The following is a 4063-nucleotide window of genomic DNA, read 5'->3' as shown; positions in this document are numbered from 1 at the left end:
ACCCTCGAGCGTCACCATCTCAAGAGCCGTCTGGCAAGGGGCAGGTTTCTTCAACATGTCCCAATGAATCACAAACCCCCGGACCACGCCAGGGGTTTGTCAGCAGTCTGAACCGCCGGAGCGATCCGGCGGTTTTTTATTGCGCACGTCCATTGGTCAGATGGTGATGCCGACCGTTGGCAGCGCGGAGATGGTGCCGGTCAGCGTGTCGACCGAGGCGTCGAGGTTCTGGGTGCCGGGGACGGTGGCTGTGCTGTTCTGTTCGCGCAGCCTGCGGGCGGCCTCTTCCAGAAGCGCCTTGATCTGGCGGGCCACGGTGCTGAATTCCATCGCGGTCTTGATGTCGTCCAGCGACAGTTTTGGCGCCTCCCGCGGTGTCTCGTCCATCTCCTCGAGATAGGCCTGCTCGGCGTACGATACCGGCTCGTCGCCCTCCGCCGACGCGTCGTCCGTCGTATCTGCGGCCGCAGCCTCCTCGCTCGCATCGAGCATAGGATCGGCCGTCTCTGCTCCGGACGGAGCATTGGCGGAAACGGAGGATGTGGCGCCGTTGCCGGCTCCGGTCAGCGCCTCGGTGAACTCTCGTGCAGCGCCGGCGACCATGACGCCGAGCTGGGCCGCCTGCTTGGCGACCACTTCCGGATCGAACCCCCAGCGCCGCATGAATTCGAGTTGCTGCTTGGCGTCGTCGAGCTTCTGTTTGGCGCGGGCCTTTGCCTGCTCTTCCGCCTCGTCCGTCGCCTTGTTCAGCGACGTCAGGCCATGGACGAGGCGATCGTAAGGCGCGTCCTTGGGGCTGGAGGGATCGGACAATGCCGGTGCGGCGTCCGTCGCGGTCGACGCGCTATCCGGCTTTGCGGACCGTGCGGAATAGTCCCTGCCAATGCTGCCGATTTCCATCTCGTCTCTCCGATTCCGTTTGCTCGGACGTTGGGACGGACAGCTTGCTTGGGGCTGGCTTATCGGAGCCGGGCTCAGGTTTTTTCGATCGAGAGATCCATTTCCGGGGCCGAGTCTTCCGCCGCCGGCGCGATCCGGGCTTCCACGATGCGGGCCGCGGCCTTCAGGTCGCGGGGGAGACCGGAAAGCTTTTCGATCGCGGCAATCACCACGTCGGTTGCCACGTAGTCCGGCTTATGACCGAGATTGCGGATTGAGACGAGTTCGGAGCCGGCGATATCATCGGCAAGACCGCGCGAGTGGATTTCCTCTGCAACGATCGCGTCGCTGTCGCCGGTAATGATCACCGTCGGCGCGGTGATCTCGCTGTATCTTGGCGCGACACGCGTCACGTAGCCGTTGAGATTGGCGACATCGACAGCATTGCTGCGGAACACTTTCGGACGCAGGACCAGATACGGCGCCCCGTCGCGAAGATAGGTCTCGGGGCAGGGGTTGGGATGAAAGACCGAGCGAGTGGCGGTTTTCATCACCACGAGGCCGGCTGGCAGGGCGAGAAGATGGCTGAACAATCGGCCGATAACCGGGCGGGCGGTGAGATTGTAGTACCAGTCGATCCGACCGGGCCAGGGATGGGTGGCAGGCGCCAGAAAGAGCAGGCCGGCGGTCTTTTCCGGATGGTAAAGGGCGAAGCTCGCGGCGATCGCACCGCCGAAGGAATGGCCCGATATGATCGCTTTGTCGATGCCGCGCTTTTCCATCAGCCTTGCGATCGCCGCCGCCTGGCCGTCCGGGAAGCCGTTTTCAGGACCTCCGCGTTCGGAATAACCATGGCCCGGCCGGTCGACGAAGAGCATTTCGGCGCGGCCTTCGAGCGCCCCTCGGAAGGCCGCCTCCTGATCGCGAAAATTGCCGCTGGCGCCATGGATGAAGACGATCGCCGGCAAGTCGGCGCCTGCCGGTTTCGGCATATGCAGCGAGTTCATGGAAAAGCCGCCGACATCGATCAGTTCGCCGGTATTCGGGAACGCGATCTCGATCGCCTTCGCCTTCCAGGCGGTGAAGCAGAAAGCGGTGGCAACAATGCCGGCGATGGCAAGGGGCAAGATCATCATCGACGGGCTGCCGTAGGGCTCAGGTCCTGTTGCCGGCGAGCTTTTCGGAAAGCTTGGTGACCACTTCCTGGGCATCGCGGTCGGCGGGGTAGATGGCCAGATAATCCTGCCATGCCTTCAGCGCAAGCTCGTCCTTGCCAGCTTCCGTCAGGATACCGGCCATGCCGGCAAGCGCTCCGAAATGGCGCGGCTCGCGCTTCAGCACTTCGGCGATGTCGGCCATGGATTTGCGGGCGTCGCCCATCGTGTAATGCAGCGTGGCGCGGCGGTTCCAGCCCTCGGCGAAGGCGGGATCGAGGACCGTCACCTGATCGAGGAAATCAAGTGCCGCGGCATTGCGCTTTTCCTTGATGGCGGTCGCAGACCACTGCATCAGCAGGTTGACGGTGGCGCTGCCCGAATCGTTCAAGTCGGCGATGATCTGGCTAGCGATACCGCGTGCCTTTTCCGGATTGCGTTCGCGCTTCAGGGCATCGAACAAAGCATCCACGGGCCGGCCCGGTTTCTGGGCGACGGCCGGAACGACGGGAGCGGCAGCAGGTGGGGTTGCGGGCGGCTTGGGTGTCGCGGTCTGGGCGAGAGCGGACGAAGCGGCAAGGCTCGCGGCGAGAATCAGGGTACTGAAACGAAAATAGCGCATGCGGATAAGGTAATCCGCCTGCGCCGAAGGTCAAACCCGATTTGTCGTGTTACCGACAATTTGATCGGCTGCGGTCAAAGACCGGAACCGAACGCCGATATCAGCCCTGACGAGCCTTGAAGCGCGGGTTCATCTTGTTGATGATGTAAACGCGGCCCTTGCGGCGAACCAGACGGTTATCGCGGTGACGAGCCTTCAGCGCCTTAAGCGAGTTCTTGATCTTCATTTTCCTGGTCCAGCAGTCTGTGGGCGCGAAGCCGCATGTCTATCAATCAAAAGCGCGCCGCCAAGATTCTTCGAGGGGCGCGCTCTCAGTTGGGCGTGCAGATAACCCGAGCCAATCTGCATGTCAACCTTGTGACGACGTTTTCAGGCCCTTCAATTCGGTCACATGGCCCATTTTCCGGCCCGGTCGGGATTCCGTCTTGCCATAGAGATGGACCAGAACCTCATCGCGGGAGAGCCAGGCGGGGACATCCAGAATGTCGTCGCCGATGAGGTTGGTCATCACGCAGTCGGAATGGCGGACGGGGTTGCCGAGGGCCAAGCCTGCGACAGCACGGATATGCTGCTCGAACTGCGAGACGACGCAGGCGGCTTCCGTCCAATGGCCGGAATTATGGACGCGCGGGGCGATCTCGTTGGCGATCAGCGTGCCATCCGCCATCACGAAGAACTCCATGCCGATGACGCCCACATAATCCAGCGCCGCGAGCAGCTTCTCGGCCGATTCGCGGGCGGTCTTCGCCGTCGCTTCGGTAATCCTGGCGGGCAGGGTCGAGGTGTGGAGAATGCCGTCGCGGTGTATGTTCTCAGCCGGATCGTAGCAGGCAACCGTGCCGTCCTTGGCTCGGGCGGCGATAATCGACACTTCGCGCTCGAAGGGCACGAAACTTTCCAGAATCAGCGGCACGCCGCCGAGCGCATCGAAGGCGCCGGACGGTTTGTCCTCGGCGGAGCGGAAGACGCGCTGGCCCTTGCCGTCATAACCCATCCGGCGGGTCTTGAGGACGCCCTGGCCGCCGAAATCGGCGAGCGCTTTTTCGAGGTCGGACTGGCTGTCGACGGCATGGAATCGGGCGGTCTCGATGCCGCAGGAATTGAGGAAACGCTTTTCGGTCAGCCGGTCTTGGGAGACGTCGAGTGCCTTGGCCGGCGGATAGACCGGCACCGAGCGCTGCAGCGCCTCGGCGGCGGTGACCGGCACGTTTTCGAATTCGTAGGTGACGACGTCGCAGCGGCTGGCGAGTTCGGCGAGCGCTGCCGGATCGTCATAGGCGGCAGTGATCTGGGCGTTGGCGACCTGGGCTTCCGGGCAGTCGGCCTGCGGTTCGAGCACGATCGTGCGGAAGTTCAGCCGGGCTGCGGCCATGGCCAGCATGCGGCCGAGCTGGCCGCCTCCGATGAT

General features: G+C 63.3%; 5 protein-coding genes. All 5 read right to left on the bottom strand.

Annotated elements, in window-relative coordinates; genetic code table 11:
* Positions 1 to 156 precede the first annotated feature (156 nt).
* Positions 157 to 900, bottom strand: a complete 744-nt coding sequence (locus tag MOV61_RS28880; RefSeq protein WP_247139044.1) for a hypothetical protein — start codon at positions 898 to 900, stop codon at positions 157 to 159.
* Positions 901 to 974: 74 nt separating this feature from the next.
* A complete protein-coding gene (locus MOV61_RS28875) occupies positions 975 to 2015 on the bottom strand; it encodes an alpha/beta fold hydrolase (protein ID WP_038545011.1) in 1041 nt (346 codons plus the stop codon).
* Between the two features lie 19 nt (positions 2016 to 2034).
* The gene (locus MOV61_RS28870) at positions 2035 to 2655 is read right to left on the bottom strand and encodes a hypothetical protein (RefSeq protein WP_247139043.1); all 621 of its coding nucleotides are present in this window, start codon (positions 2653 to 2655) and stop codon (positions 2035 to 2037) included.
* A 100-nt stretch (positions 2656 to 2755) separates the two neighbouring features.
* Positions 2756 to 2881 (bottom strand): type B 50S ribosomal protein L36, encoded by a 126-nt coding sequence (ykgO, locus tag MOV61_RS28865; RefSeq protein WP_007607121.1) that lies wholly within the window; start codon positions 2879 to 2881, stop codon positions 2756 to 2758.
* A gap of 123 nt (positions 2882 to 3004) precedes the next feature.
* Positions 3005 to 4063: 5-(carboxyamino)imidazole ribonucleotide synthase (locus MOV61_RS28860; protein WP_247139042.1), on the bottom strand; the 1059-nt coding region annotated here is incomplete at its 5' end.

Origin of the sequence: Neorhizobium sp. BETTINA12A (assembly GCF_023006485.1) — a bacterium.
In the GTDB taxonomy this organism is placed as follows: Bacteria; Pseudomonadota; Alphaproteobacteria; order Rhizobiales; family Rhizobiaceae; genus Neorhizobium.
Note: the sequence above shows the minus strand (reverse complement) of the source record. Positions and strands in the feature narration are given on the sequence as shown.